The sequence below is a fragment of the Flavobacterium gelidilacus DSM 15343 genome, from assembly GCF_000422685.1.
In the GTDB taxonomy this organism is placed as follows: domain Bacteria; phylum Bacteroidota; class Bacteroidia; order Flavobacteriales; family Flavobacteriaceae; genus Flavobacterium; species Flavobacterium gelidilacus.
Map to the genome: position 1 here is coordinate 1 of NZ_AUGN01000041.1, position 2849 is coordinate 2849.

Annotated in this window: 1 pseudogene; it reads left to right on the forward strand. The window is 36.0% G+C overall.

Annotated elements, in window-relative coordinates:
- A pseudogene (locus G507_RS17785) lies at positions 1-2849 on the forward strand (hypothetical protein); the annotation flags it as partial.

Sequence of the window (2849 nt, forward strand, 5' to 3'; positions counted from 1 at the left end):
ACTACTGATAATACTTCAGGATATGGAGATGATTATAGTGGAAGTCCGGGTTCATCTGGTTGTGGAACAACAGGAACATATTTAAACGGGGATGATGTATTTTATCAATTTACAGCAACATCTACTAATTCAATTACAATTACTTCTCAAACTAATTCCACATGGTCTGGATTATTTGTTTATAATAGTTGTGCTAATGTTGGAGTTAGTTGTGTGGCTGGAAATACAGCTGGAAATGGAAGTACAACCCCAGATACAATAACTTTTACACCAACAGTAGGTGAAACTTATTATGTAGTTATATCTACATGGGCTGCGCCACAAACTGTTCCTTACACTCTATGTATAGTTGAGAATTCATGTGTTAACATGACTTCTTCTTTTGCAGTGCTTTCAAATTGTCCAAGTGGAACAGATACTTTCTTCGTAACGGCTAACGTTACTAATATGGGTTCTGCAACTTCAATTTCAGGAACCACAACACCTGCATCAACAACACAGACTATAACAGCAGCTGGTACAATGCAATTTGGTCCTTTTCCAAATAACACATCAGTTACTGTAAACCTACAAAATGATCAAGATTCAAATTGTTTTAGAAACAGTACGGCTTTAACTCAAACGTTTTGTCCTGCTCCGAATAATTTATGTGCCAATGCAATACCTCTTGTATGTAACACACCAGTTACTGGAACTACGCAAGGTTCAACAAGTGTAGGTGCGCCAACTGCTTTTTGTGGAACGGCATCAAATACTTCACCTGGCGTTTGGTACACCTTTGCAGGGAATGGAGATGTTGTAACGTTTTCATTATGTGGATCTCCTTTTGATACAAAAATGCAAGTACTAACAGGAAGTTGTGGTACATTTACTTGTGTTGCCGGAAACGATAACTCTTGTGGATTGCAATCCGAAGTTCAAATAGCAACTACATCCGGAACATTGTATTATATATATGTATTTGGAGTTAATAATACAACAGTGGGAACATTTACATTAAATACCACTTGTGTTACACCACCAACACCACCAGCAAACGATAATTGTGATACTGCTATAACAGTGCCCGTAAATACAGATGGTTCATGTACTCAACTTACAGCAGGAACGGTTGCTGGAGCAACACCATCTTCGCAAACTAATACTTGTGTGGGTTCAGCAGATGATGATGTTTGGTTTTCTTTCACTGCAACTCAAGCTACTCATATTATAACAATTCAAGATATCATTGGAAGTACGCTTGATTTAAATCATGCTGTTTATACTTCTACCAATACAACTAATCCTTGTGGAAATTTAACACAGATAATATGTAGTAATCCTGATTTAAGTGTAGCTAATACATTTGTACCAGGTCAAGTATATTTTATTAGAGTTTATACTGCAACAGCAGTTTTATTACAAACTACAACGTTTAATGTCTGTGTAAGTGTTCCACCACCACCACCATCTAATGATAGTTGTGCTACACCAACTTTGGCGCCAGTTAATACTTCTCTTATTTGTACTAATACAGTACCGGGAACAATATCTAGTGCTACTGCTTCACCAGAACCAAATGCATGTACAGGTTCTGCTGACGATGATGTTTGGTTTCAGTTTACAGCTTTAGCTAGTATTCATAATATTAATTTAAATAATATTCAAGGAACAACAACTGATTTGGCATTTGCTGTATATTCAGGAGCATCTTGTAGTGCATTGACACAAATAAATTGTCAAGTAAATAATAACGGCCTTGTCGGTGGTTTAACTGCAGGTGATGTCTATTATATTAGAGTTTACTCTCAACCAGCAACATCAAATTTACTAGCTAATTTTGATTTATGTATCACAACTCCTACTCAGTGCGACAGCGCTCAAACAACTTGTGGAGATGGTTCAGTAATTAATAATCAAATAGGACTACCTAGTTATGGAAACATTGGTTGTTTATTTACTACACCTAACCCATTCTGGTTTACAATAGAAATTGAAACATCAGGGCCTATTACATTTACTTTAAATCAAACATCTGCAGGTAACTCTGATGTAGATTTCATATTATGGGGACCATTTACTACTGCGCAAATTAATAGCACGGCATGTAATAGTCTTTATGACTATCCGGATGGAAACACAACAATTCCTAATAATATTATAGATTGTAGTTATTCTGCAGCTTCTACAGAATTTATAGATATTCCTAATGCTATTGTAGGACAACATTATTTATTGTTAGTTACAAATTATGGAAACTCAATAGGAACATTTAATCTAAACCAAACTTCTGGTACAGGAGCGGCTGCTTGTTGTAGCGTAGATTTAGGACCAGATGTGACACTTTGTAACCAAACATCTCATACTATAACAGCTACTACTACTGCTGATGATACCATTAAATGGTACAAAGACAATGTATTAATTCCAGGTCAAATATTAAGCACTTTAACAGTAACGCAAACAGGAACTTATAAGTGTATAATAACATGTGGACAGTTAACGAAAGAAGATGAGGTTATAGTGACCTTTAATACTGCAGTTGCTGATCAAAAGACCAATGTCTCAGCTTGTGGTAGTTATACTCTACCAAATGATTTGAGTGCTAATAATTCTTATTACACAGCAGCAGGAGGATCAACTGGAACTGGTGTAATGTTGAATGCTGGTGATGTTATTACTTCTACACAAACGGTTTATATTTATGCAGAATCTGGTACTACACCAAACTGTACAGATGAATCGAGTTTTGAAGTTTCCATAACATCTTCTCCAGTTTTAGCTCCGGTATCAAATATTACAGCATGTGATTCTTATATATTACCTGCTTTAAGTGTTGGGGATTATTTTTCTCAGACAGGAGGAGTTGG